Below are 24,597 nucleotides of genomic sequence, written 5' to 3'. Positions count from 1 at the left end.
TGGTTGACACTCGGGGTTGATGGGTGTCAGACCGCGTGTGCGGTCGTGTAGATGGTCTCAAACTCGATCGGAGTCAGTCGGCCGAGGCGGCGTTGTCGGCGTCGTCGGTGGTAGGTCTTCTCGATCCAGGTCACGATCGCCAGGCGCAGCTGGTGGCGGGTGGCCCAGCGGCGGCGGTTGAGCACATTCTTTTGCAGTAGCGCGAAGAACGATTCCATGGCGGCGTTGTCGCCGCAGGCGCTGACCCGGCCCATCGACCCGATCAGACCGGCCTGGTGCAGCGTGGTGACGAACTTGCGGGACCGGAACTGGGCGCCACGGTCGGAGTGCACGATGGTGCCGGCCGTTTCCCGCTGCGTGATGGCGTAGGTGAGCGCGTCTGCGGCCAGTTGCGCGCTCATGCTCGAGTCGATCGAGTATCCGACGATCCGGTTGGACCACACGTCCTTGATCGCGCACAGATACAGCTTTCCCTCACCGGTGGGATGTTCGGTGATGTCGGTCAACCACACCGTGTTCGGCGCCGCGGCGGTGAAATCACGGCCGCCTGCCCGACGCTTGAGCAGATCGTCATGCACCGGTGGGCCCGGCCTGCGGTTCAGACCCCGCTTACGGGAGTGGGCGCAGAAGATCCGCTGATCGCGGCACAGCCGCCACACCCTGTTGTCTGAGACGTGGTGACCGGCGGCGCGTAGCTCGTCGGCCACCAGCCGGTATCCGAACTCCGGATCATCGGCATGCGCATCGATCGCCGCATTGGTCAGGTACGCGTCCTGCACGTCGCGCTGCGATACCGGCTCGGTCAGCCACTGGTAATAGGCCTGCCGGGAGAACCCCAGCACCCGACACGTCACCGCGACCGGCACCCTGATCGGGGCGCCGGCCACGGCCAAGTCACGGACGAGCGGGTAGATCATTTTGGGTTGATGTCCCGGGCCAGATAGGCCGCGGCCCGGCGCAGCACCTCGTTTTCCTGCTCCAGCAGCCGATTACGGCGCTTGAGCTCACGCAGCTCCTGCGACTCCTGCCGGGTCACGCCGGGACGGTCACCGTCCTCGACCACCGCGGCGCGCAGCCAGTTGGACAGGCACGACTCGGAGATCCCGAAGTCTTTCGCGATCTGTGTCAGCGGCGCGCCACCGGCACGAGCGACCGCGACCACGTTGTCCCGAAACTCGCGGGGATAGGGCTTGGGCACAACAGACATCCTTCCAGCAAGGCCAGCAGCCTCACAGGTCAGGTGTCAACCAAACCCTGAGCAGTCCCGGGAAGGAATGCCTGTGTGACCGCGAGCTGTCCGATGGTGTTGACCTCGAGCTGGCGACGAAGCTCGTCCACCTGCATCAACTCCATCGGCAGGGCGCTGCCGGTGCCAGCGTTGTTGATCAACCCGTCCAAACCCGCGTCACCGACGCGTGCACCGACCGTATCCACCGCTGCCGCGATCTGGTCTGGGCTCGTGACGTCGAGGAACAACGGCGTAATGCGCTCATCGGTCCGGAAAGACGCGGCGTCTTGCTCTTTGCGGACCGTGGCGAAGACGTGGTGGCCCGCCGCGGCGAGTGCGTGCGCAGTCGCGCGACCGATGCCCGATGATGCCCCTGTGACGACAAAAGTGCTCATGCATGGGTCCTTTGTTGAAAGTCGCATGCCCAGCCATCGCGGCGTCTACGGTCTGACGGTTCGGGTCGCCGTCCAGGGCAACCAAGCTTCGGGAGGCTGCCGGCGCAACTTGGTCAAGGCATAAGTCTTCGGCTGTGGACATCAAGAAGTCTACGCCTGGGGACATGGCTGGGTCGAGTCTCGTCTCTCACATCCGTGGGCGCTGCTTCATACGTGGCGCCTCCCGCGCACCGGCCGACGGTGGCCTCGACCGTTCGCAGCTGCCATGACGCGGCAAGCATGGTCTGCAGGCAGGACTGTGCTGCTGGAAGGATGTGCGCGGAGTCAGGCGAACGCGTCGCGATGGGTCTCGGCCCACTGGCGGAAGGTGCGTGGCGGCCGGCCCGTGAGTTCCTCGAAGGTGGGCAGGACGGCGGAGTCGTCGAGCGCGCCGGCCGCGTAGAAGTCGAAGAATGCGGCGACGTACTGGGGAGGCATGATCGCGGTCATCTCTTCGCGGGCTTCGTCGTCGGGCTGTGCCTCGAACCGCAACGGCCGCCCGAGTACCTCGGCGAGGACGCGTACCCGGTCGGCCGGTAGCAGGGTATGCGGGCCGGTGAACCGGTAGGTGTGGCCCTCGTGGCGTGAGTCAGCGAGTGCCAGCGTGGCGACGGAGGCGATGTCGGCCGGGTCGATCATGGCCACTCCGGCCGAAGCGAACGGGGCCCGCACGGTGTCTCCGGCGGCCAGTTGTGGCGCCCACTGGAGCGTGTTGGACATGAACCCGCTCGGTCGCAGGATGGTGAAGGGCAGGTTGGAATCGCGTACCGCCTGCTCGGAAGCGACCAGGTAGGCGGTGACGGCGTTGTTCAGGTCGCCGCTGCCGGCGGACGGGCCGGAGAGCAGCACCACCCGTTGCACGTGTGAGCGGGCGATCAGGTCGAGCAGCCCCGGCATGTCGGCGTAGCCAGGCAGCAGGAACACGCCGGAGACACCGGTCAGTGCCGCGGTGAGGTGTCGGGCTGGTTGAGATCGCCAACGGCGGTCTGGACACCGGCCGGCAAGCGATCCGATGCAGTGCTACGAACGAGCGCGCGAACAGGCTCGCCGGCAGTGACGAGAGACCGCGATCCTGGCCGACCAGCTGGTCATCGCCATGGAAGGCGTCTATGCCACCGTGCAGGCACTCGGCGCCGACGGACCAGCCCGGCGCGGACGTTCGCTCGCGGAAGCACTGCTCGCGCCGTAGGGCCGGGCGGGTGGTGGTGGTGCCGTTGGATGCACACATCCGCCGGGCGAACCCGCGCACCGCGAAGACCGACGGCAGCCGGATCCTGCGGCGCGGGTACGCGTACCGCAGCGACCCTGACGGTCCGGGGCGGGCGGATGAGGGCTTTGTTCATGTGGTCGCGCGTCATGCGGATGTGGCGGTACAGACGGGTCGTGGATCTGCTTGACCCGCCGCACCGCGCGACGCTGCAGCTGACCGGATCGAAGGTCGAGTCGCTGATGACGGTGCAGGAGCTTCGCGGTGGCCGGCGGGAACCGAGCACGGGCCGAGCGCGCAGGCATCCGTGAGCGGTGGCTGCTGTCCGGAGATCACGCGAGGCGATGCTGTCGGTGCATCGTGGGCTCGCTCTGACCCCGTCAGTCGGGCAAGGTGGGGCCGTCGGGTCGCAATGGTGGCCAGCTGAGGGGATCCTCCTGCAGGGAAACCCCTTGGGCCTCGAGCGCTCCCGCAAGCAAGGTGCGTCGATGGGCGCCGTAGGTGAGTACGTGGGCGACCATGCCGGCGTAGGTGAAGAAGTAGGGCGTGCCCGACGTGGCATCCACGAACGTGTCACCCAGCGCGGCACCGGCGGACGCGTCACGGACGTGTCGGATGAACAGCCCGCCGTGTTCGTCGAGCAGGTTCTCCAGCTCGGGTATCGACGCCCGGTCGCAGGAGTGCGGCCGGTAGGGCGCGTTGGCCACGGCGGCGTTCCAGATCCCGAGCTCGTCGACCAGCCTGGCTGCGAGGAGGTGGATGGTCAGGTCCTCGTCGATGGTGTCGGCGTTGGTGATGGTGATCGGCCGTTCGAGCGTGGCGGTGTCCAGCCCGCGACAGGCGTTCAGCATCTGCGCTACGACACCGACATGCTGCTCGGTCATGATGGTGATCAAGTCCATTGGTCTGTCCCTTTCGAGGGTGGGCAGGACCAGACCTGCCGGCGGGTGGAAGTGGACGTTGTTGGCGCTGGCGATCCGCGGGTCACCCGGCTTGCCTCGCCAGCCTGACGGGGTGGTCGTGTAGGCGCGTTGAAACGCGCGGGTGAACGCCTCGTGCGAGGCGTAGCCGGCATCGACGGCGACGTCGAGGATCGACCGGTCCGAGCCCAGCAGGGCGTACGCTGCGCGTTCGAGCAGGATCCGGCGCCGAAACTGCGCGGGTGGTTCTCCGCCGACCGCACCGAGCAGACGATGCAGCTGGGACGTAGACAAGTGCAGTTGCCGGGCGAGAGCCTCGACGGTCGATGGCGGGCCGTCCAGCTGCGCCGCGACGAGCTCGACAAAACGTACAAAGAACGGATGCTGCTCAACCACGTCCCTCATTTTGGCCGTGGTCGACGCGCGCGGCTTGATCGAGCCTCGCATCTTCGCCCGTCCGATCCGGGTAGGTATCGGCGAGCGGTTCGGCGGCGAGGCTGCTCCGGTCGGATGTTCGAACAGGCGCGGCGTGCTCGTCGCGGTACGCCGGCCGGGACACCACCGTTACGACGGCAGGGCAACGGTCGCCTGGTCTGCGGGTACCGCGGTGTCCGGGCGCGGGGTACGACGAACCGCCGTGCGGGTCAGGTGGTCGTAGGGTGTTCGGCCCGAGGCGACGAACAAGGAAAGGATCCACACGACGGGGAGAACGTAGGCCGCGCCGGTGAGCCCCCATACCCAGCCGGGTGTGGCGGCAGTGGCGGAGGTGCCGGTGATCGCGTAGACGGCCGCGTGCCCTACCAGCCAGGGTGCCGCTACCTTGAGTCCGTTGCGAGCGAGGGCGCGCGAGAACCTGATTCGTGCCCCCTGGTTGTTCACCACGCTGAGCCGCATGACCCGCTTGCCGATCGTGGCGGCGTGTCGGCTGGACTCCAACGCCGCCAGACCCACCGTGACGGGGACGACGAGGACGACGGCGGAGAGGGCGTTCGCGGCGAGTACCGGTAACGAGTGGAGGGCTCCGGTCAGGTAGAGCGGAACGCAGACGGCGGCGAGCACCCCGGCCCAGGCGATGACGCAGCACCAGTCGATCAGCCAGGCGATGATCCTCGCGCGGGCGTGCCGTTGCGGTACGACACCGATGACGCCCTCGATACGCAACCGTGAACTCACGGCTGCAGCCTGCCGCACCGCTCGCAACCCTTCAAGCCTCCGGATACCAGAGGTGACCGGCCAGCAGGCGTGAGGTAGTTCATTGCCCCGCGACCGCCGTTCGTCCACACTCCAGGTGGTTCTGAAACCGAAGCACATTGGGGGGGCTGTGAAGGCTGCGAACGACGCGCCGACGCCGGTCTGCGACATGCTCGGAATCGGTGCACCCGTCATCCAAGCTCCGATCGGGTCGGCGGTCACCGCCGAGCTGGTCGCGGCGGTCTCCGCCGCGGGCGGGCTGGGCATGGCCGCTCTGACCTGGAGCGGCGTGGCGCGGTCCGCCGAGTTGATCCGCCGCATCCGGGCGCTGACCGACCGACCGTTCGGGGCGAACCTGGTGCTCGCCTTCCCGATCGGCGACATCCTCGAGGTGTGCCTGCGGGAACGCGTGCCGATCATCTCGACGTTCTGGGGAGACCCGGCCGCCGTGCACGACCGGATCCGTACCGGTGGGGCGATGCACGTGCACACCGTCGGCTCGGTGGCCGAAGCCGCCCGCGCCGCCGAGGTGGGCGTCGATGTCATCGTCGCCCAAGGCGTCGAGGCGGGCGGGCACGTCCGCGGGCACACGTCCACCCTGACCCTGGTCCCCGCCGTGGCCGACGAGGTGGGGCCGATCCCGGTCGTCGCCGCTGGGGGGATCGCGGACGGCCGCGGGCTGGCAGCCGTACTGGCCCTCGGCGCGCAGGCCGCATGGATCGGCACCCGATTCCTCACCGCGACCGAAGCCGCGACGCACAGCATCTACCGTCAGCGCATCGTCGATGCGCGGGTGGACGAGACGACCTACACGACCTGCTTCGACGTGGGATGGCCGGATGCGCCGCACCGGGTCTTGCGCAACGACACGCTGCGGCGGTGGGAACAGGCGGGCTCACCTGCGGCGCCGCACCGACCCGGCGAAGGTGACGTGATCGCCACCGGCCCAGGACGGCAATGCCTGCGTTATGAGGACCTGCCGCCTCTTCCCGGCCTGTCCGGGGACGTCGAGGCACTGGCCCTGTACGCCGGTGAGGCGGCCGGGCTGGTCCATGACGTCCAGCCGGCGGCGGAGATCGTCCGCGGCATCGTCTCGCAGGCGTCCGCAATCCGATCCTTGGGCCGAGGAACACAACGTCGGGAAAAACGATGAGTCTCACCACCGCCGCCGTGGAGCCGATGAAGTCGAGGTCCGCAGGCACGCGGAAGTCGCCCGGGCTGGACGCCGAGGGCCGGTCAGGTCGGTGCGTCGGTGGTCGGGCTGGGCTGTGCGTCGAGGAGTACCTCGAGGTCGGCTCCCGGCAACGCGGCGCGGAGCCGGTCGAGTTCGCGGTCGCTCGGCGCGACGAGGACGCGGTGCCGGGCGGCGGCGAGCAGCGGCAGATCGACCGCGGCATCGGTGTACGCGTGGTCGATCGGTTCGGCCACGCCGATCGCGCGGAGCCGGTCGACCTTCTGCGGCCCGCGGCAGCCGAGGTACGGACGCAGCCCGGTACGGCCGGGTCGCAGTTGTGCGGCGACGACCTCGACATCGCCGAGCCCGAGTCGGGCACAGATCGCCGAGGCGAGCGGGTCGGCGCAGGCAGTGGCGACCACGACCCGGTCACCCGCCGCCAGATGGCGCCGCAGCCGGTCGAGCGCGACCGGGATCGACTGGCTCGCCCGCCTCGCCGCGAACTCCTCGGCGAGGGCGGTGCAGCGCGCTTCGGTGAGCCCGGCGGTGGCCAGCCACAGCAGCGCGCGCAGCCCGTACCGGCGGGTCGGACCGAGTGCCATCAGCGGGACCAGCACGACCGCGGCAACCAGCGCCAGCGCCGCCCGCCAGCGTTGCCGGAACAGCAGCCGACGGGTGAACAGTGCGAACGAGTCGCCCCGGACCAGGGTGCCGTCGAGGTCGAAGACCGCGGTGGGTCGGCGCGGCGGGTTCACCGGGCGCTCCTCGCGCCGTGCTGCCGGTTGAGCAGGTGCTCGGTGGGGACGCGCAGGTCGAGCATGCGCAGGAGGGTGTCGAGCGCCGCCGCGAGCGGCGGTTCACCGGTGGCCGTCGGCAACGCCCGGTAGAGCCACAGCTGGGCGAACCCGTGCAGGCTGGACCAGAGGGCGCCGGTCAGCTGACGGGTGTCCAGGCCGTCCCGCCAGCCGTCGGACTGGCGCTCGGCGACGAGCCCGGCCATCGTGTCGAAGACCTGGCGGCTCGCCGCGGCCAGGGCCGGTTCGGCTGCGTCGACCAGGTCGTGCCGGAACATCAACGCGAACATGTGCGGGTTGGCCAGGGCGAACCCGACATAGCCGCGGGCCGCGTCCTCCAGCCGCTGGGCCGGGGTACCCGTCGCGGACAGCGACTGGTCGAGCAGCCGGAAGCCGTCGGCGGCCACGGCCGACAGCAGGGTGGCCCGGTTGCGGAAGTGGCGCAACGGGGCATTGTGCGTCACGCCGGCACGCCGCGCGATGCCCCGCAGGGTCACCGCCTCGACGCCCTCCTCGCGAAGCAGCGCGACCGCACAGTCCACCAGCCGGGTGCGTGGTTCGGTCTTCATGGTGGACAGTGTCCACCTTCTGAGTGGACACTGTCCACCCGGGCGGTACCGACCCGGCCCCGGCTCGCGCGGTGGAGTCGGGTCGACGCGGTGGCTTCGTCTCGGGGGTGCACACCAACCACGAACGCCGCCTCGCCTCATCGCGCTGCGGCGCCCCGACCGCGCAGCCCGTGGTCCTCGATCGCAAGGGGAGGAACCCCACCCGCGGCGGGTGATGCATCCGCGGGTACGGCCGCGCAGGGTGAAGCCGTCGCGGTGGCGCACCCGGACGGAGGGGTTCGGGCGCCGTCGACCGCGCGGCGACGACGGAGGAACGATGAGTGATCTGGTGGCAATCGGGTACCGGGACGTGACGACCGCCGACATGGCCCGGGACAAGCTCGTGGAACTGCAACGAGAGGGCTTGATCTCCATAGCGGACGCGGCCATCGTCGAGGCGCGCGCCGACGGGACCGTCAAGCTGCACCAGCTACGCAGCAGTACCGGACGCGGCGCGACCGGCGGCGCCCTCTGGGGCGGGCTGATCGGCCTGCTGTTCTTCGCACCGCTGTTCGGCATGGCCGTCGGCGCCGCCGGCGGCGCGCTGTCCGGGAAGCTGGCCGACACCGGCGTCGACGACGCCTTCATGCGCGACGTCGGGTCGAAGCTGCAGCCCGGTACGGCCGCGCTGTTCCTGCTGGTCGACCAGATCACCGAGGACAAGGTGGTCGCGGCGATGGCGCCGTACGACTTCCAGGGCACGCTGCTTCGCACTTCGCTCAGCCGGGAGGCCGAGCAGCATCTGGTCGACGCGGCCGCCACCGCTCGCGCGTCTGCCGGCTGACCCGGCCTCCGGACGGTTGCCCTCGACGCCGATCCGGTGGTCGGGGCCGATCGCCGGCACGAGACGCACGCCGGCTCGCGCCTCGACGTACATCCCGTGCCCCGCAGGCGATCTACCGGTGAGCGACGGTCACGGCACGGTGTATCCGGCGGCCCGGAACAGCTCGTACCACTCGGCGCGGGTGAGCGGAAGCTCCGAGCCGAGGGCCGCGCCGGCCACCCGCTCGGGCGTGGTGGTACCGAGCACGACCTGCATCTGCGCCGGGTGGCGGGTGATCCACGCGACGGCGATGGCCTCGGCCGGTACCCCGTACTTCTCGGCGAGGCGGTCGACCACCGCGTTCAGCTCGCGATAGCGGTCCGAGCCGAGGAACGGGCCGTCGAAGAAGCCGGCCTGGAACGGTGACCAGGCCTGGATCGTGATGTCGTTCAGGCGGCAGTAGTCGACCATCCCGTCGTCGCGGCCGATCGACTGGTCGAGGCCCTGCATGTTCGCCGCGACGCCGTGGGCGATCATCGGCGCGTGGGTGATCGACAGCTGCAGCTGGTTCGCGACGATCGGCTGCGTGACGTGCTTGCGCAGCAGGTCGATCTGGCGCGGGGTGTGGTTCGAGACGCCGAACGCGCGCACCTTTCCGGCGGCCGCCAGTTCGTCGAAGGCGCGGGCGACCTCCTCCGGCTCGACGAGCGCGTCGGGCCGGTGCAGCAGCAGGATGTCGAGGTAGTCGGTACCGAGGGCCTCGAGTGAGCCGTGGACCGACTCGACGATGCGCTCGTACGAGAAGTCGAAGTACGGCCCCTCCCGCACGATGCCGGCCTTCGACTGGATCACGAACTGCTCGCGCTCGGCGGAGCTCAGCTTCAGCGCCTCGGCGAAGCGGCGCTCGCAGCCGTGCATGCTCGATCCGTAGACGTCGGCGTGGTCGAGGAACGTGATGCCGGCGTCGCGCGCCGTGCGCACGAGCGTCCGTACTTCCTCGTCGGTCTTGTCCTGGATCCGCATGAGTCCGAGGACGACGTTCGGCACCACCAGGTCGGTGCCGGGCAGGGTGAAGGTCTTCACGGGGTCTCCTCGACGGTGTCAGACGGACAGGCGGGCGACCTGGTCGGCCGTGAGCACGAGGTCGGCGGCGCCCGCGGAGTCGCGGATGCTCTCCGGACGGGAAGCGCCGGGGATCGGGATCACGACCGGCGCGAGGGCGAGCTGCCAGGCGAGGGTGACCTGGTAGACGCTCGCGCCGACCTCGTCCGCGACGTCCTGGAACGCGGCGTGGCGGGCGGCCAGGTCCTTGGCGTTCTTGATGCCACCGAGCGGGCTCCACGGCAGGAATGCGATGCCGAGTTCGGCGCAGTGCTCGAGCTCGCCCTGGCTGGAGCGAAACGCGGGGGAGAACTGGTTCTGCACCGACACGAGCCGCCCGCCGAGCACGTCCCGTGCCTCGTCGATCTGCGCGACGTCGGCATTGGAGATGCCGGCCATCCGGATCACGCCCTCGTCGAGCAGGTCGCGGATCGCGCCCACCGAGTCGGCGTAGGGCACCGTGGGGTCGGGACGGTGGAACTGGTAGAGCCCGATGGCGTCGACACCGAGGCGGCGGGCGGACTCCTTGGCCGCGCGCTTGAGGTACTCGGGGTCGCCGTTGCGGGTCCACGTGCCGTCGCCGGGACGCAGGTGGCCGCCCTTCGTGGCGACGAGCACACCGTCGGCGCCGGGGCCGTACGCGTGCAGCGCGCGGGCGATCAGTTCCTCGTTGTGCCCGACCTCGTTCGCGTCACGGTGGTACGCGTCGGCGGTGTCGATGAGGTCGATCCCCGCGTCGAGCGCGGCGTGGATGGTCGCGATCGAGCGATCCTCGTCGGGACGCCCCTCGATCGACATGGGCATGCCGCCGAGGCCGATGGCCGAGACGTCGTGACCGCCGATGGTGCGCTTGTGCATGTATGTCTTCCTCCGTCCGCAGGCCCCAAACGGCGCCGCGGGTTCACTCTAGGAACCGGGTTTCTCGAAGTCCAACAACCGCGAGCGATGAGATTCAGCAGTACCGCATGTGAATCGCCGATACCGCCCCTACCAGCGGTACCACCGGTGCCCGTGCCCCGACCGGACGAAGAAGCCGACGATCCACACGACCAGGATCACCGCCGCGACGATCCACAAAGCGTGCAGCGCGAACCCGATACCGCCAAAGATCAATGCCAACAACAGAACCGCAATCAGTAGCCACATGACTTCGGCATACCCCGAAACGGGACGTCCAGTCTTAGCGGCACCGACTCGACGGCTCCACCACCGGCCAGCTGGGCCACCGCTGCCGGGGATCAGCGACCCAGCTGGCCGGTGGTCGCCGCACCCCGAGGCTCGGCCGATCTTGGTGGTGCCATGGGTCGGCCGGGCGACGCTCCGTGGGCCGCTGGCCCTGCACCGTACGGGCGACAACGCCGAACCGCCGGGAGTAGCCCTGGCCCACGGGGTTACCCGAGGTGGTGTGATCACTGTCGAGGAGGAACCATGCTCGAGAAGCTGCACGACCTGGGGCTGAAGTCGTCTCACCTGTACGCTGCCGGATTCGCCAGCATCGGCGTGAGCGTGGTGTCCTGGCTGGTGTCGAAGAAGGCCGAGAACACCCATCGTGCCGACCGGTGGGGAATCTTCGTGGGGGAGTGGGCCCCCACGTTCTTCGCCATGGGCAACGGCCTACGCACCTACGAGAAGGAGTGACCCACTCGCCGGCCCGTGCCGGCCGGCGAAGAGACGCGCCGTTCAGCCGGCGATCCCCTCCGCCCCAACAGAACCAGCGGAACGCAACGAGGCTTGTCGAGCTGCGCGAGACCGGACCGGCGCAGCCGCCGACGGGCGGGCCGGGTTCGTCGCCGGCGGAGCCCCGGGAGACGATGGGCGGGTGACGACGCGCGACAGGCAACGAAACGACCGCCCGCACGAGGTCGTGTTCCTCCTGTCCGACCAGGTCAAGCTTCTTGACGTGTCGGGTCCGGCCGAGGTGTTCACCGAGGCCAACCGGCACGGCGCCGACTACCGGCTGCGGTACACGTCGCCCGACGGCCGGGCCGTGACGACCTCCGTCGGTACCGCCGTGCACGTCGACAGCGACGCGTTCGGCGTCGAGCGTGCCGACACGACGATCGTGCCCGGCGGGGACCATCTGGTCAGGCGGCCGATCGAGCCGAGTCTGACCGACGCGGCGGTGCACCTGTCCGCGGTCAGCGGCCGGGTGGCCTCGGTCTGTACCGGTGCCTTCGTCCTTGCTGGCGCCGGCCTGCTGGACGGAAGGAGAGCGACGACGCACTGGCGGCACACCGCGGTGCTGGCCACGTCGTTCCCCCGGATCGACGTTCAGGCCGATGCGATCTTCGTCGCGGACGGGGCGGTGTTCAGCTCGGCCGGTGTGTCCGCGGGCATGGACCTCGCCCTAGCGCTGGTGGAAGCCGACCACGACGCGCACGTTGCCCGAGCCGTCGCCCGCGAGCTGGTCCTGTACCTGCAGCGTCCCGGTGGTCAGTCGCAGTTCTCCGCTCCGTTGCGCGTCCCGGTTCCGCAGCAGCCCGCGTTGCGCGCCGCCGTCGACGCCGTGGTCAACGATCCGGGCGCCGACCACACGGTCGATTCGCTCGCCGCGACCGCCGGCGTGACGGCGCGGCACCTGCGACGGCAGTTCGCCGCCGAGATCGGCCTGGCACCGTCACGGTTCGTCGAACGCATGCGACTGGAACGAGCCCGAGCGCTCCTGAACGACGGGTACAACGTCACCGAAGCCGCCCGGCTCAGCGGGTTTCACAGCCCGGAGAACTTTCGCCGCGCCTTCACCAAGGAGTACGGCATCGCGCCCAGTCGCCACCAACGCCAGTTCCGCACCAGCCGCCGGGACGGCCGTCGCTAGCGGGACGGATACCAGAGCCGCCACGGCGGCACCGCGCCCACCATGCGGTACGTCGTCGACGTCCGCGCACGCCGGTCACTGCAGCGGGATGTCGTGCTGTTGCCAGTGGTCGACGCCGCGCTCCTGCTCGGGGCGAGGCCCGAACCACCGCCGTGCGGACTCCTCGATCGCGACGTCGTTGATGCTCGCCTCCCCGGCGAGACATCAAGCCCTCCGGGGTGAACTCCCACAGCTCGTTGCCGTAACTGCGGAACCACTGTCCCGAACCGTCGTGCCACTCGTACTGGAACCGGACGGCGATGCGGTTCCCGCGGAAGCCCCACAGGCTCTTGCGCAGCACGTAGTCCAGTTCGCGTTCCCACTTCGAGGTCAGGAAGGCGACGATCTGCTCGCGGCCGGTGATGAAGGTGTCGCGGTTGCGCCACACCGAGTCCTCGGTGTAGGCCAGCGCGACCCGGTGCGGGTCCCGGGTGTTCCAGGCGTCCTCGGCGGCCTGCACCTTCGCGACCGCGCTGTCCAGATCGAACGGCGGGAGAGGCGGTCGCTGTTCGACCCTGTTCTCGCGTGCTGGTTGCCTGTCGCTGTTCATTCCGGCCACCGGTTGTCCTGAATCATGGAGACGAAGTCCTCCCGCTCGAACGTCGGGTCGAAGTGGGCCAGCACGTCGTCGTTCATGGTGCCGAACGTGGTGGCCGGACGCTGTTTCATCCCGCGGTAGAAGGACCGCAGGATGCGGTTCTTGAAGTCCGGGCGCGGATGTGCGTCGAGCACGGTGTCGCGATCGGTCGCGGAGATCTCGTCGAGATCCAGGCCCAGCACGTCGGTTTCCACGCCGAGGGTGACGACCGCGACCTCCGGGGCCAGCGACAGCGGGACCTCGGGCGTGGTGTGCAGCGCGATCGCCAACCACACGGTGCGCGCCTCCGTCTCGGAGCGACCATGGCGTCGCAGGAAAGCGTACGCCTCCTCGGCGCCGTCCAGCTCGAACCGCCGGGTGGTCGTCCGGTACTTCTCGGTCAGCCCGAGATCGTGGAACAGCCCGCCCACGTAGGCCAGTTCGGGATCCACCGCCAGCGCCCGATGCTGCGCCTTGAGCATGCCCCACAGGAACACGCGCCGGGAGTGATGGAAGACGTGTTCCTCCGCTGCGTCCCGGACCAGCTCGGTGGCCTCGCGGACCAGTTCGGTGTCCGGGACGGTGATCCCGGCGATGCTCTCGGCCACGGAAAACTCCTCGATCTCGTACGGTTCCGGTCGCTCGATCCTGCAACGGCGAGCGCCGGTTCCGCCCCCGATCAGCGGACCCGTTGCCGGCACATCCGGACATCCCGGGGCTACCGGGCCGATCGCTTCCGGACGGGTTCGCCGGTACGGACGCGCTCGCGCGGTACGGTCGGGCACCGCCGCCGATCTCGGCATCACTCCGGCCAGGCGCTGTCCCGGACGAGCCGGACGAAGTCCAGCCGGCGGAAGTCGGGGTCGAAGTGCGCGAGAACGTCGTCGTTCATCGTGCCGAAGGTGGTGTCCGGTCGTTCCGACATGCCGTCGTAGAAGGCCCGGAGGATCCGGTTCTTGAAGTCGGGTCGCGGGTGGGCGGACACGACCTCGGCCTGCCGGGCCGCGGCGATCTGGTCGAGGCCGACGCCGATCACGTCCGTCTCCACGCCGAGGATGACAACAGCGGTCTCGGGGGCGAGTTGCAGCGGTACCTCGGGCGTGGTGTGCAGGGCGATCGCGAGCCAGACGTCGCGGGCCTCGGTCTCGGAGCGGCCATGGTCGCGGAGGAACGCGTACGCCTCCTCGGCGCCATCGAGCTCGAACCGCCGGTCGGTCGTGCGGTACGTCCGGGTCAGGCCCAGGTCGTGGAACATCCCGCCGACGTACGCGAGCTCGGGGTCGACCTGCGCCCCGCGGGCGGCGGACCGGAGCATGCCCCAGAGGTACACCCGGCGGGAGTGGTGGTAGATCGTGTCGTCGGCCGCGGCACGTACCAGCGCGGTGGCGTCGCGGGCGAGCGGCGTGTCGGGAATCTCGACCCCGGCAATCGTCTCCGGCATCGCAACCCCCTGTGTCGGAACGGTTCGCCGATGCGTTCCATGCTCGCCGAGACGGAGCCCGCGCAGCCGCGTCCGGACAGACGTCCACCCGAAGTTGGTCCACCGCGGACGGCCTGGCATCAGACAGCGCGGGAGGAGAAGGGCGGAAACGGCCCGGACGGGCATCTGTGCCGGCCGGGCCGGTTCCGCCGGGGAACTCCGGTATCGGTGGGTTGACCGGAGGTACCGTGGAAATCGGCCCACGGTGGCCGGTGGCCGAAGGGGGAACGGTGACCCCGACACAGCTCCGGGCGTTTTCCGCGGTCGTGCGGCTCGGGTCGGTGACGCGGGCGGCCGACGAGTTGCGGGTGTCCGAGGCGGCGGTGTCCCTGCACATCGCCAAGCTCCGGCGGGAGCTGGGCGACCGGCTGTTCGTCCGCACCTCGACCGGGCTGGCGTTCACACCCGGCGGGCTACGGCTGGCCAGCCGGGCCGCGGAACTGATCGGGCTGCAGGACCGGACCGTGTTCGAGGTCAGGCAGGCGGCGGCCAATCAGCGGCTGCTGCGCATCGCGGCATCCAGCATGTTCGCCGAGCAGGTCGCGCCCGGGCTGATCGACCTGTTCACCGCCCGGGCCAAGGACCTCGACGTCGAGCTGAGCGTGCAGTCGCCGAGCCGGTTCGCGACGGCGTTGCGCAACCGCGAGGTCGATGTGGCGATCGGGCCGCAGCCGGCCGAGCAGAGCGATGCGCTGGTGTGCCGGCCGTTCCTGCGGTACCGGATGATCGCCGTGGTCGGGCCGGAGCACCCGCTGGCCGGCAGGACGGTCGATGCGGGTCAGTTGCGGGCGCAGACCTGGCTGCTGGGGCCGTCCGCGGCCAACGACGTCAGCGCGGTGTCCCAGCTGTTGCTGCGGCTGCACGTACCGGAGGAGCACCAGCAGATCTTCCAGAGCCATGCGGCGGCGGTGGACCAGGCGAAGCGCTCCAAGGGGGTGGCGGTGGCGCCGGCGTTCGCGGTCACCGCGGACCTGGCCAGCAAGGCCCTGCTGCCGCTGGCCGGCCCCGGTACGTCGGTGGACGGGGTGTGGCACACGGTCGTGCTGGCCGACACGGGCCCGTCACCGGCCGCCGAGCTGGTCCGCTTCATCGGTACCCCGCGGGCGATCCAGGCGATGATGCGCGGCTCCGGTGTCAACATCGGCCGGTTCCGCCCGTCGATCCACATCACCCTCTGGTCCTGACCGGAGGTGGCGAGATCGAGGCGCTGGTCATCGGCGCCGACCTGCCCCGTGGTGTCGATCGTGCGGTGCCCCGGGTCGGGCCGGGTGCCGGCCGGTCGCACTCGGCGACCGCGTCGATCACGCCGCGCAGCGCGGTCAGCGTGTCGCCGGGCAGCAGCCGGTCGCAGTAGGGCAGCGCCGCCGCCATCGAGGCCACCCGGGGCTGGAAGCCCGGGACGCCGGCGCGGGGGTTGATCCACAGGATCCGGTGGGCGCGGCGGCGGACCCGGGCGAGTTCGGCGGCGAGCTCGGTGGCCGGGCAGCTGTCCCAGCCGTCCGAACCGATCAGGACGATCGCCCCGCGCACCAGATCGGCATGGCGGGAGGCGAGCAGCGCGCGCAGGTTCGTCGCGATTCGGGTACCGCCGAACCGGTCGCCGACCGCGTCGGTGGCCTGTGCCATCGCGGTCACCGCGGATCGCCGCCGCAGCACCGGCGTCAGCCGGGTCAGCCCGGTGGCGAAGGCGAACACCTCGGCGTCCGCGGCCCGGACGAACGCGCGGCCCAGCGCCAGGTACGCCGTCGCCTCGGCCTGCATCGACCGGCTGACGTCGCACAGCAGCACCAGCCGCCGCGGGCGTCGTACCGGCCGGGTGCGTACCAGTTCGATCGGCTCCCAGCCGGTGCGCCGGGATCGCGCCATCGTCTCGCGCAGCGCGGCGCGGCTGCCCCGCCGGCCCACCGCGCGACGCCGGGTGCGGCGGGTGGGCAGCGCGCGCAGCTGCGCGCCCAGCCAGGCGTCCAGCAGCGCGAGTTGCCGCTCGTCGAACGCCTCGAACGGTACGTCGCCCAGCCCGGCCGCGGCGGTCGGCAACCGGTGCGGTACGGCCGGGCCGTCCGCCGGGGCGCGGTCGGCGCCGCCGACGACCGCTGGCAGGGTGGCCCAGGGCAGGCCGCCGCCGTCCTGCGCCTGCGCGGTCGGTGCCGGTACCGCGGCGAAGGGATCGGACGAGGGCAGCGGCCGGCGGCGGGCGTGCGGGTCGGCACCCAGCCCGGCGTCGGCGAACAGCGACGCGAACAGCGCGTCGAACGCGGCGAGGTCGGAGTGCCGCCGCACCAGCGCGATCCGCGCCGTCCAGTACAGCTCGGTACGGGTGCCCGGCGGGTGCGCGGCGAGCGCCCGAACGAACGTACCGGCGGCACTGAGGTCCACGGCGACGCCGCGGTCCCGGAGCTGCCGGGTCAGCCCGGCCGCGAAGGCCGCCCGGTCCACACCGCGCAGCAGTACCGGCACCGGGCCGTCGGTCACCGGCCCACCCCGCCGGGGCTGTCGCGGTCGATCCCCATCGCTGCCTCCGCCGCGTCGTCAGGCGCGGGCCGAGTCGGGTTCGTCGAGTACCCGGAACGCCTCGGTGACCACGTCCCGGTCGTCGGCGGTCTTGGCCAGTGCCGCCAGCGTTCGCCGCGCAGCGGGGCCGGTCAGTTCGGTGACGCCCAGCATCGACAGGGCCGACACCCAGTCGATCGCCTCGGCCAGCCCCGGTGGCTTGTCCAGGTCGAGGGTGCGGACCCGGCCGACGAACTCGGCGGCCGAGGCGATCAGCGCCCCGCCCGCCGCCGGTACCGCGCGGCGCAGGATCTCGGCGACCCGGGCCGCCGCCGGGAACTCGATCCAGTGGTACAGGCAGCGCCGGCGCAGCGCGTCGTGCAGTTCCCGGCTGCGGTTGGAGGTCAGCACCACGATCGGCCGGCGCGTGGCGGTGAACGTACCGATCTCCGGGATGCTCACCGCCGCCTCGCCGAGGAACTCGAACAGCAGCGCCTCGAACTCGTCGTCGGCCCGGTCGATCTCGTCGATCAGCAGCACCGGCGGCCGGGGCCCGGTGAACCGGATCGCCTGCAGGATCGGCCGGTCGGACAGGAACTCCGCGGTGAACAGGTCCGCGTCCCGCAGCCGGTCGCCGCGCGACTCGGCGAGCCGGATCGCGAGCAGCTGCCGCTGGTAGTTCCACTCGTACAGGGCCTCCGAGGCGGTCAGGCCCTCGTAGCACTGCAACCGGATCAGCGTGGTGTCCAGCGCACCGGCGAGCGCCTTCGCGGCGGTGGTCTTCCCGACGCCCGGCTCGCCCTCCAGCAGCACCGGCTGGCCCAGCCGTACCGCGAAGAACAGTGCGGTGGCGAGCCCGTCGTCGACGAGATAGCCGACCCGTTGCATCCGGTCGGCCAGGGTCACGGCATCGGTGAGCTCGTCGGTCATCCGCCGCCTCCGGCGTCGGCCGCGAGCAGCGCCCGGTAGTCGTCGACGGTGTCCACGTCGATCGGCACCGGACCGGCGACGGGCACCTCGACCACCCGGTACCGGCCGGAGTGCAGCAGTTTCCACACCGCCTTGTCCCCGTGCAGCGTGGCCAGCTCGGCGAACATGCTGCGGGCGAACCAGAACGGGTGGCCGAGCCCGTCGTCGTACCGGCAGATCCCGATCGGGGCGGTGCCCACCGTGTCGACCAACCGGCGCACCGTCTCGACCCGCACGCCGGGCTGGTCACCGAGCAGCAGCACGATCCCGTCGGCGCCGGGGTCGACCGCGGTGATCGCGGTACGGATCGAGGAACCGCACCCGGTGCCGAAGTCCGGGTTGCGCACCACGTCGAGTCCGGTCAGGTCCACCTCCGCGACGACCTGCTCGGCCGCGCCGCCGAGCGCGACGAGTAGCTGGCCGAAGCCGCAGCGCCGGGCGGTTGCCAGGATCGCCGACAGCAGCGGCGCGCCCCGGTAGGGGAGCAGCTGTTTCGGCGAGCCGAGCCGGCTCGACCCGCCGGCCGCGAGCACCACCCCGGTCACCGACATGCTCAGGCGCCCACCTTCGCGGCGTACCGGTCCCGGCAGCCCGGGCCGCAGAAGAAGAACTCCTCGTCGCCGACCGACAGCCGCGGCGTGTCCGCCCCGACCACCACGGTCATGCCGCACACCGGATCCACGGCCTGGCGCACCGGTGCCGGCTCTCCTGCCGGCACGTCGAGCCCACCGGTACGCAGCTCGCGGACGATCTCGCCGACGATGGCCAGCGCGATCTCCGGTGCGCTGCGGGCGCCGATCGCCAGCCCGGCCGGCGAGTGCACGCGGGTCAGCTCGGTCTCGGTCAGCCCGGTCTCGGCCAGTACCGCGGCGCCCCGGCGCTGGCTCGCCACCAGCCCGACGTACCCGGCGCCGTCGGCCACGGCGGCCCGGATCGTGGCGGCCTCGTCACCGCCGTGGGTGGCGATCACCACCGCGGTCGCCGCCCGCCCGCCGTCCTCGTCGGCGAGCTCCAACCCCACCAGCGGCGCGATCTGCCGTACCGCCCGGGCGATCGGGGACCCGCCGACCACCCGTACCGCCGGGGCCGGCAGTTGCGGTTCCAGGAACACCTCGATCGCACCGCCGGACAGGCACGGGTTGACGACCAGATGCGCCCCCGGCACGTCGGGGAACGGCGAGGACGAGTCGGGCAGGATGCGCAGCAGCATCGGCTCCCGGTCGCGCAGCGCGGTCAGCGCCGCGACCCGTACCGAGCCGCTGGCACACTGCCCGCCGACGAACCCGTCGATGGTGCCGTCGGCCAGTACCACGGCGCTGTCGCCGGGCAGCGCCGAGGTCGGCGGCTGCGCCCGCACCACCGTGGCCCGCACGTACGCGGTCCCGGTGGCGCGCAGCCGCTGTTCGGCGCTGCTGCCCCGATCGGTCACCTCGAAACACCGCCCCTCCGGGTCAGATCGGTGGTGTGGCGTGCCCCTGCATCGCCTCCCAGACCCGGGACGGGGTCAGCGGCATGTCCAACGCGGTGACACCGAACGGCGTGAGCGCGTCGATCACGGCGTTGACGATCGCCGGTGGGGAGCCGACCGTCGCGGACTCGCCGACCCCCTTCGCGCCGATCGGGTGGTGCGGGGACGGCGTCACCGTGTACCCGGTCTCCCAGTCCGGCGTCTCCAGCGCGGTCGGGATCAGGTAGTCCATCAGCGAGCCGCCGAGGCAGTTGCCGTCGGAGTCGAACGCGATGATCTCCATCAGCGCCATGCCCAGCCCGTCGGTCAGCCCGCCGTGCACCTGCCCCTCGATGATCATCGGGTTGATCCGGGTACCGCAGTCGTCGACCGCGACGAACCGCCGCACCTTCACCTGCGCGGTACCGGGATCGACGTCGACGACGCAGATGTAGGCACCGTTGGGGTAGGTCAGGTTCGGCGGGTTGTAGGTGATCTGGGCGTCCAGCGACCCCTCGATGCCGTCCGGCAGGTCGCCGGCGCCGTGCGCGCGCATCGCGATCTCCTGGATCGTCACCGCCTTGCCCGGGTCGCCGGCCACCTGGAACGAGCCCTTCGTCCACTCCAGGTCGTCCGGTGCCACCTCCAGCATCGCCGAGGCGATGATCCGTGCCTTGTCCCGCACCTTGCGGGCCACCAGCGCCGCCGCCGCACCGGACACCGGCGTCGAGCGCGACCCGTACGTGCCGAGCCCGAACGGGGTGTTGTCGGTGTCGCCGTGCACCACGTCGATGTCGTCCGGGGGGATCCCCAGCTCCTCGCCGACGATCTGGGCGAAGGTCGTCTCGTGGCCCTGCCCCTGGGACTGCACCGACAGCCGTACCACGGCCTTACCGGTCGGGTGCACCCGCAGATCGCAGCCGTCGGCCATGCCCAGCCCGAGGATGTCCATGTGCTTGCGCGGGCCGGCGCCGACCGCCTCGGTGAACGTCGACACGCCGATGCCCATCAGCTCACCGCGCTCGCGCCGGCGTGCCTGCTCGGCGCGCAGCTCGTCGTACCCGGCGATGCGCATCGCCTCGCGCAGCGTCGCCCGGTAGTCGCCCGAGTCGTACACCCAGCCGGTCGGCGTCGAGTACGGGAACTGGTCGGGGCGGATGAAGTTGTCCAGGCGCAGCTGCGCCGGATCCTGGCCGAGCTCGTCGGCGAGCCGGCTGACCAGCCGCTCCACGAGATACACCGCCTCGGTGATCCGGAACGAGCAGGCGTAGGCGACCCCGCCGGGCGCCTTGTTGGTGTAGACGGCGGTCATCTTGCAGTACGCGGCCTGCAGGTCGTAGCTGCCGGTGAACACGCCGAAGAACCCGGCCGGGAACTTCACCGGCGCCGCGGTGCCGTTGAACGCACCGTGGTCGGCGAGCACGTTGGTACGCACGGCGAGTATCTTGCCGTCGCGGGTGGCCGCGATCTCGCCCCGCATGATGTAGTCACGCGCGAACCCGGTACTGATCAGGTTCTCCGAGCGGTCCTCCATCCACTTGACCGGCTTGCCGGTCACGATCGATCCGACGATCGCGCACACGTACCCGGGATAGATCGGCACCTTGTTGCCGAACCCACCACCGATGTCCGGCGAGATCACCCGGATCTTGTGCTCCGGCAACCCGGCCACGATCGCGTACAGGGTGCGGTGCGCGTGCGGCGCCTGGGTGGTCGACCACAGCGTCAACCTGCCCTCGACGGGGTCGAAGTCGGCCACGCAACCGCAGGTTTCCATCGGTGCCGGGTGCACCCGCGGGTACACCACGTCCTCGCTGACCACCACGTCGGCCGTCGAGAACACCGCCTCGGTGGCGGCCGCATCGCCGGCCTCCCAGTCGAAGCAGTGGTTGTCGGTCTTGCCGTCCAGATCGTCGCGGATCACCGGCGCGTCCGGATCGAGCGCGTGCCGGGCGTCGATCACCGGCGGCAGCATCTCGTACTCGACGTCGATCAGCTCCAGCGCGTCGCGCGCGGCGTACCGGTCCTCGGCGATCACGCAGGCAACCTCCTGGCCCTGGAACCGGACCTTGTCGGTGGCCAGGACCGCCTGCACGTCGTTCGACAGCGTCGGCATCCAGGCGAGCCCCTGCCCGGCCAGCGCCGCGCCGGTGATCACCGCCTTGACCCGCGGGTGCGCCTCGGCCGCGCTCGTGTCGATCGACACGATCCGGGCGTGCGCCAGCGGCGACCGCAGGATCGCCAGGTGCAGCATCCCGGGCAGCTGCACGTCGTCGGTGTAGCGGCCGCGGCCGCGGATGAACCGAGGGTCCTCCTTGCGCAGCATCCGCCCGTGCCCGACCGGGTGCTGGTCGTTGTCGACGTGTTCGGTGGGTCGTTCGTGCACGGTGGTCATGACGCGCTCCCTGCTGGTACGGGCTGCGTCGCGCCGGCGGCCGGCTCGGTCGCCGGCTCCGCGGGCGCGGCGGCGGGTTCGTCGGTGGTCGCCGGCACCGTGCCGTCCGGGTGCTCGGCGGCCCACTGCACCGAGCGGACGATCGTCGCATAGCCGGTACAGCGGCAGATCTGGCCGGAGATCGCTTCCCGGATCTCGCCCTCGCTCGGGTGCGGGTTGCGATCCAGCAGCGCCCGGGTGGTCATCATCATCCCCGGCGTGCAGAAGCCGCACTGCAACCCGTGGCACTGCATGAAACCCTGCTGGATCGCATCCAGCGTGCCGTCGTCGTGCGCCAGCCCCTCCACGGTGCGAACCTCGTGCCCGCTGGCCATCGCGGCCAGTACCGTGCACGACTTGACCGGTTCGCCGTCCATCCAGACCACGCAGGTGCCGCAGTTGCTCGTGTCGCAGCCCCAGTGCGTGCCGGTCAACCGGAGATGGTCGCGCAGGAAGTGCACCAGCAGCAGCCGGGGCTCCACCTCGCTGGTCACTTCGGTCCCGTTCACCGTCATCGTCACCTGCATGGTCAGGACCTCCCGTCGGCGATGCGCCGCACGGACCGCCGCAACGTGCGCCGTGTCAACTCCCGCACCAGATGCCGCTTGTAGTCGGCGGTACCGCGCATGTCGGTCGTCGGCTCGCAGTGCTCGGCGGCCAGCGCGCCGGCCCGCTCGTACAGCTGATCGCCGGGTGTGCCACCGCGCAGCAGCTCGGACACCGCAGGAATCACCACCGTGTGCGGGCCGACCGCCGCGAACCCGATCCGCGCGTCGGCGATCACTCCGTCCGCCATGGTCACCGCGGCGGCGGCCGACACCACTGCCCAGTCGCCGGCCCGGCGCTCCACCTTCTCGAACGCGGAGGACGACTGGGAATGCAGCGGGATCCGCACCTCCACGAGCATCTCGCCGTCACCGACCGCCGTCTCGTACGGCCCACGGTGGAACTCCGCCATCGGCACCACCCGCTGCCCGGAACCGTTGCGCACCACGCACTCCGCGTCCAGGCAGCTGCACACCGCGGACAGGTCCTCGGACGGGTCGGCCTGGCACAGCGAGCCACCGATCGTGCCCCGATTGCGTACCACCGGGTCGGCGATGACCCGCTCGGCGTCCCGGAAGATCGGCAACACGGCGGCGAGCTCGTCGGACTCCAGCAGCTCGCGGTGCCGGGTCAGGGCGCCGAGCCGGACCACGCCCGGTTCGACCGCCACGTACCCCAGCTCGTCGTGCAGGTCGTTGATGTCGATCAGGTACTCCACGTCGGCCAGCCGCAGCTTCATCATCGGTAGCAGGCTGTGCCCGCCGGCGATCAGCCGGGCCGCGTCGCCCCGGCGTTCCAGCAGCCCGATCGCGTGCTCGACGCTGGTCGCCCGGTCGTACTCGAATGGTCCGGGAACCTGCATGACAGCCCCCTGCGCGCAGCTCGACCCGACTCGTCGTCGAGCCTCGTCACCGCCGAGCACACACCCGCCGTCGACGGCCGTCAATCGCCGGATAACCAAATGCTTAAGTCGTGGGTACCGACAGTGAGGATCACGCGGGTGTGCCGGCGAACTTCGTGCGCCTCGGCGCCGTTTGCCCCAGGACAATGCGGGTCGTTCGCCCGATCCGGCCCGCCGCGGCGGATCGGCGCAGACCTCGCCGGCAGGCCGGCCCGCGCTGGTGTCGCCGGTGTGGCCGCCGGTCGCCTCCCGCGGAGGTCGCAGCCGGTGCACGCGATCAGGCTGGTGGCGCCCAGCGGATCGCGCGGTCGGCGGAGGCGATCAAGCCGGTGGTGCCCAGCGGATGTCGCGGCCGGTGTAGGCGATCAGGTGATCGAGAGCGCCGAGCTGAGCCCGGCGCTGCTGCGGGCCGAACGCCCCGAAGTCCCGGGCACCCAGCGCGTCGTTCTCCCGGGCCGCCGCCAGCGAGGTCGCCACCAGATCGTCGTCGACGAGGTACGGCACGTCCAGCGCGCGGGCCAGATCCCACCCGTGTACCACCAGCTCCATCACCATGATCGAGCCGATGAATCCGCGGCGCTGCCGGCCGCCGTGGAACTGGGTCGTGCCGGTCCATGCTGCCGGGTTCGACCATGCGGCGGCCAGTGCCGTGGCCGTCTCGGCGTAGCGCTCCCAGGAGCCGGCCGACGCGCCCGTGGTGTGCTGGGCGTTGCCGGCCCGCACCCCGTGCCCCAACATCGCGACGAGGTGGGTGCCGAGCTGCTCGACCGTGTACTCCTGGCACGGGGTCGGCGCCGTGGGGCGGGCACCGGCACGGGCAGCCAGCGGCCACACGAGGTCTACCGCACGCGGTACGAGCGTGGTCGTGTCGACGCCCGCCGCGGGTGTCATGGGCGGATCCGGGCTCATCGGGTCGTCTCCCCGGTGCGGTGGTCAGGCATCCTTGACCGCGGACAGGTCGAACTCGAGGGTGATCTTCTCGGAGATCATCACTCCGCCGGTCTCCAGCACGGCGTTGAAGCTGACCCCGAAGTCCTTGCGGTTGATCACGGTGCCGCCCTCGAAACCGACCCGGGTCAGCCCCATGGCGTCGACGGCCGTACCGGTGTACTCCAGCGGGATGGTGACCTCCCGGGTGATGCCGCGGATGGTCAGCGGGCCCGACACCTCGAACCGGTCCGCGTCGACGTGCTCGACCGAACTGCTGGTGAAGGTGATGTGCGGATGGGTCTCCGCGTCCAGGAAGTCGCCGGTACGCAGGTGGCCGTCCCGCTGTGGATTGCCGGTGTCGACGCCGGCCGCGAGCAGCACGACCCGCACCTGCGACGCGGCCGGGTTCGTGGCGTCGAGCCGCGCCGTGGCCTGCACGGTGGGGAAGTGGCCGCGCACCTTGGTCAGCATCGCGTGGCGGGCGACGAAGCCGAACCGGCTGTGCGCGGCATCGATCGTGTAGTCGCCGGTGAGCTCGGCGGGATACAT

Annotated in this window: 28 protein-coding genes; 6 read left to right on the top strand and 22 right to left on the bottom strand. The window is 70.9% G+C overall.

Going from position 1 to position 24,597, the window contains the following annotated elements:
* Nucleotides 1–26 precede the first annotated feature (26 nt).
* The 3 genes from Asera_RS29745 to Asera_RS29735 form a co-directional block, all read right to left on the bottom strand.
* A protein-coding gene (locus Asera_RS29745) for an IS3 family transposase (RefSeq protein ID WP_425305964.1) occupies nucleotides 27–1,198 on the bottom strand; the annotation gives its coding sequence in 2 pieces (ribosomal slippage) (nucleotides 27–919 and nucleotides 919–1,198; 1,173 coding nt in all).
* 38 nt (nucleotides 1,199–1,236) lie between these two features.
* Complete coding sequence (locus Asera_RS29740; RefSeq protein WP_030443851.1) at nucleotides 1,237–1,623, bottom strand: SDR family NAD(P)-dependent oxidoreductase; 387 nt, start codon at nucleotides 1,621–1,623, stop codon at nucleotides 1,237–1,239.
* 324 nt (nucleotides 1,624–1,947) lie between these two features.
* Complete coding sequence (locus Asera_RS29735; RefSeq protein WP_211255420.1) at nucleotides 1,948–2,586, bottom strand: Rossmann-fold NAD(P)-binding domain-containing protein; 639 nt, start codon at nucleotides 2,584–2,586, stop codon at nucleotides 1,948–1,950.
* A 459-nt stretch (nucleotides 2,587–3,045) separates the two neighbouring features.
* On the opposite strand from Asera_RS29735, the gene Asera_RS33740 reads away from it, so the two are divergent.
* Nucleotides 3,046–3,180 (top strand): hypothetical protein, encoded by a 135-nt coding sequence (locus Asera_RS33740; RefSeq protein ID WP_280529751.1) that lies wholly within the window; start codon nucleotides 3,046–3,048, stop codon nucleotides 3,178–3,180.
* A gap of 69 nt (nucleotides 3,181–3,249) precedes the next feature.
* Here the strand turns inward: Asera_RS33740 and Asera_RS29725 are convergent, their stop codons facing one another.
* Nucleotides 3,250–4,185: a helix-turn-helix transcriptional regulator gene (locus Asera_RS29725; protein ID WP_169745775.1), complete on the bottom strand. Its 936-nt coding sequence runs from the start codon at nucleotides 4,183–4,185 to the stop codon at nucleotides 3,250–3,252.
* Nucleotides 4,186–4,353: 168 nt separating this feature from the next.
* Nucleotides 4,354–4,962 (bottom strand): RDD family protein, encoded by a 609-nt coding sequence (locus tag Asera_RS29720; RefSeq protein WP_211255422.1) that lies wholly within the window; start codon nucleotides 4,960–4,962, stop codon nucleotides 4,354–4,356.
* Between the two features lie 115 nt (nucleotides 4,963–5,077).
* Between Asera_RS29720 and Asera_RS29715 the strand changes: the two genes are divergently transcribed.
* Nucleotides 5,078–6,133 (top strand): NAD(P)H-dependent flavin oxidoreductase, encoded by a 1,056-nt coding sequence (locus tag Asera_RS29715; RefSeq protein WP_212804763.1) that lies wholly within the window; start codon nucleotides 5,078–5,080, stop codon nucleotides 6,131–6,133.
* An 83-nt stretch (nucleotides 6,134–6,216) separates the two neighbouring features.
* Here Asera_RS29715 and Asera_RS29710 read toward each other — a convergent pair whose 3' ends face one another.
* Nucleotides 6,217–6,909, bottom strand: a complete 693-nt coding sequence (locus Asera_RS29710; protein ID WP_051801309.1) for a haloacid dehalogenase-like hydrolase — start codon at nucleotides 6,907–6,909, stop codon at nucleotides 6,217–6,219.
* Nucleotides 6,906–7,517 (bottom strand): TetR/AcrR family transcriptional regulator, encoded by a 612-nt coding sequence (locus Asera_RS29705; RefSeq protein ID WP_030443856.1) that lies wholly within the window; start codon nucleotides 7,515–7,517, stop codon nucleotides 6,906–6,908. The genes Asera_RS29710 and Asera_RS29705 overlap by 4 nt, the downstream gene beginning before the upstream one ends.
* 316 nt (nucleotides 7,518–7,833) lie before the next feature.
* On the opposite strand from Asera_RS29705, the gene Asera_RS29700 reads away from it, so the two are divergent.
* On the top strand, nucleotides 7,834–8,340 hold the full coding sequence (locus tag Asera_RS29700; RefSeq protein ID WP_030443857.1) for a DUF1269 domain-containing protein: 507 nt from the start codon (nucleotides 7,834–7,836) through the stop codon (nucleotides 8,338–8,340).
* A gap of 129 nt (nucleotides 8,341–8,469) precedes the next feature.
* Here Asera_RS29700 and Asera_RS29695 read toward each other — a convergent pair whose 3' ends face one another.
* The 3 genes from Asera_RS29695 to Asera_RS33735 all read right to left on the bottom strand — a co-directional run bounded on the left by Asera_RS29695 (nucleotide 8,470) and on the right by Asera_RS33735 (nucleotide 10,539).
* Entirely contained in the window at nucleotides 8,470–9,402 is a 933-nt protein-coding gene (locus Asera_RS29695; RefSeq protein WP_030443858.1) for an aldo/keto reductase, read from the bottom strand.
* 18 nt (nucleotides 9,403–9,420) lie between these two features.
* On the bottom strand, nucleotides 9,421–10,278 hold the full coding sequence (locus tag Asera_RS29690; protein WP_030443859.1) for an aldo/keto reductase: 858 nt from the start codon (nucleotides 10,276–10,278) through the stop codon (nucleotides 9,421–9,423).
* A gap of 129 nt (nucleotides 10,279–10,407) precedes the next feature.
* Nucleotides 10,408–10,539 carry a hypothetical protein gene (locus Asera_RS33735; protein ID WP_280529750.1) on the bottom strand — a complete coding sequence of 44 codons (132 nt, stop codon included), beginning with the start codon at nucleotides 10,537–10,539 and terminating at the stop codon, nucleotides 10,408–10,410.
* Between the two features lie 309 nt (nucleotides 10,540–10,848).
* Between Asera_RS33735 and Asera_RS29685 the strand changes: the two genes are divergently transcribed.
* The gene (locus Asera_RS29685) at nucleotides 10,849–11,058 is read left to right on the top strand and encodes a hypothetical protein (protein ID WP_030443861.1); all 210 of its coding nucleotides are present in this window, start codon (nucleotides 10,849–10,851) and stop codon (nucleotides 11,056–11,058) included.
* Between the two features lie 181 nt (nucleotides 11,059–11,239).
* Nucleotides 11,240–12,235, top strand: coding sequence for a GlxA family transcriptional regulator (locus tag Asera_RS29680; RefSeq protein ID WP_030443862.1), 996 nt, complete (start codon nucleotides 11,240–11,242; stop codon nucleotides 12,233–12,235).
* On the opposite strand, the gene Asera_RS29675 is transcribed toward Asera_RS29680, so the two are convergent.
* From Asera_RS29675 to Asera_RS29665, 3 genes are all read right to left on the bottom strand, one after another.
* Entirely contained in the window at nucleotides 12,159–12,824 is a 666-nt protein-coding gene (locus tag Asera_RS29675) for a nuclear transport factor 2 family protein (RefSeq protein ID WP_244844074.1), read from the bottom strand. The two genes, Asera_RS29680 and Asera_RS29675, sit on opposite strands and share 77 nt — an antisense overlap.
* Entirely contained in the window at nucleotides 12,821–13,459 is a 639-nt protein-coding gene (locus tag Asera_RS29670; protein WP_030443863.1) for an HD domain-containing protein, read from the bottom strand. The genes Asera_RS29675 and Asera_RS29670 overlap by 4 nt, the downstream gene beginning before the upstream one ends.
* Before the next feature lie 194 nt (nucleotides 13,460–13,653).
* The gene (locus tag Asera_RS29665; protein WP_030443864.1) at nucleotides 13,654–14,292 is read right to left on the bottom strand and encodes an HD domain-containing protein; all 639 of its coding nucleotides are present in this window, start codon (nucleotides 14,290–14,292) and stop codon (nucleotides 13,654–13,656) included.
* 269 nt (nucleotides 14,293–14,561) lie between these two features.
* Here Asera_RS29665 and Asera_RS29660 point away from each other — a divergent pair, with 269 nt between their 5' ends.
* The gene (locus Asera_RS29660; protein ID WP_030443865.1) at nucleotides 14,562–15,515 is read left to right on the top strand and encodes a LysR family transcriptional regulator; all 954 of its coding nucleotides are present in this window, start codon (nucleotides 14,562–14,564) and stop codon (nucleotides 15,513–15,515) included.
* On the opposite strand, the gene Asera_RS29655 is transcribed toward Asera_RS29660, so the two are convergent.
* The 9 genes from Asera_RS29655 to Asera_RS29615 form a co-directional block, all read right to left on the bottom strand.
* Entirely contained in the window at nucleotides 15,499–16,803 is a 1,305-nt protein-coding gene (locus Asera_RS29655) for a vWA domain-containing protein (protein WP_169745776.1), read from the bottom strand. The two genes, Asera_RS29660 and Asera_RS29655, sit on opposite strands and share 17 nt — an antisense overlap.
* A 57-nt stretch (nucleotides 16,804–16,860) precedes the next feature.
* On the bottom strand, nucleotides 16,861–17,751 hold the full coding sequence (locus Asera_RS29650) for an AAA family ATPase (protein WP_030443867.1): 891 nt from the start codon (nucleotides 17,749–17,751) through the stop codon (nucleotides 16,861–16,863).
* Nucleotides 17,748–18,341, bottom strand: coding sequence for a nucleotidyltransferase family protein (locus Asera_RS29645; protein ID WP_030443868.1), 594 nt, complete (start codon nucleotides 18,339–18,341; stop codon nucleotides 17,748–17,750). The genes Asera_RS29650 and Asera_RS29645 overlap by 4 nt, the downstream gene beginning before the upstream one ends.
* 2 nt (nucleotides 18,342–18,343) lie before the next feature.
* Nucleotides 18,344–19,219 (bottom strand): XdhC family protein, encoded by an 876-nt coding sequence (locus tag Asera_RS29640; RefSeq protein ID WP_051801312.1) that lies wholly within the window; start codon nucleotides 19,217–19,219, stop codon nucleotides 18,344–18,346.
* A gap of 22 nt (nucleotides 19,220–19,241) precedes the next feature.
* Nucleotides 19,242–21,632 carry an aerobic carbon-monoxide dehydrogenase large subunit gene (locus Asera_RS29635; RefSeq protein ID WP_030443870.1) on the bottom strand — a complete coding sequence of 797 codons (2,391 nt, stop codon included), beginning with the start codon at nucleotides 21,630–21,632 and terminating at the stop codon, nucleotides 19,242–19,244.
* Nucleotides 21,629–22,198, bottom strand: coding sequence for a (2Fe-2S)-binding protein (locus Asera_RS29630; protein WP_035295000.1), 570 nt, complete (start codon nucleotides 22,196–22,198; stop codon nucleotides 21,629–21,631). Before Asera_RS29630 ends, Asera_RS29635 begins: the two co-directional genes overlap by 4 nt.
* A 2-nt stretch (nucleotides 22,199–22,200) precedes the next feature.
* Nucleotides 22,201–23,079, bottom strand: coding sequence for an FAD binding domain-containing protein (locus tag Asera_RS29625; protein ID WP_030443872.1), 879 nt, complete (start codon nucleotides 23,077–23,079; stop codon nucleotides 22,201–22,203).
* A 360-nt stretch (nucleotides 23,080–23,439) separates the two neighbouring features.
* Complete coding sequence (locus tag Asera_RS29620) at nucleotides 23,440–24,009, bottom strand: TIGR03086 family metal-binding protein (protein WP_051801314.1); 570 nt, start codon at nucleotides 24,007–24,009, stop codon at nucleotides 23,440–23,442.
* Between the two features lie 42 nt (nucleotides 24,010–24,051).
* Nucleotides 24,052–24,597, bottom strand: coding sequence for a YceI family protein (locus Asera_RS29615; protein ID WP_030443874.1), 546 nt, complete (start codon nucleotides 24,595–24,597; stop codon nucleotides 24,052–24,054).

This window comes from Actinocatenispora sera (genome assembly GCF_018324685.1).
Classification (GTDB): Bacteria; Actinomycetota; Actinomycetes; order Mycobacteriales; family Micromonosporaceae; genus Actinocatenispora; species Actinocatenispora sera.
This window is presented reverse-complemented; position numbering and strand designations above follow the sequence as displayed.